Origin of the sequence: Paraburkholderia sp. SIMBA_027 (assembly GCF_046535315.1) — a bacterium.
GTDB lineage: Bacteria > Pseudomonadota > Gammaproteobacteria > Burkholderiales > Burkholderiaceae > Paraburkholderia > Paraburkholderia tropica.
In genome coordinates, this window is sequence record NZ_JAWRWY010001508.1 from 1 (window position 1) to 240 (window position 240).

The window sequence follows — 240 nt, forward strand, 5'->3', positions numbered from 1 at the left end:
CCGATAGACTGTCGAACACCACCCGCTTCGGGTTTACCCTCTCGACTTCCGCCTGGATCAGTCTGATCGTCTCCCCGAGTTCCATTTCCCAGGGATGCAAGATCGATTGTTCACGCCCATCGCCAAAGATCTCTGATGCGGTGCTGAACTCAAAAATCTCGAACTCGCCGATGTCCCAGCCATGCGAGGCGGCAACGGCGGAGAGCTCCTCCTGCGTTTCGGAAAGTGTGATATAAAGGG

The 240-nt window shown here is 55.8% G+C and carries 1 pseudogene; it reads right to left on the reverse strand.

Features of this window, described 5'->3' with window-relative positions:
• Positions 1-240: pseudogene (locus SB764_RS44225) on the reverse strand (circadian clock protein KaiC); the annotation flags it as partial.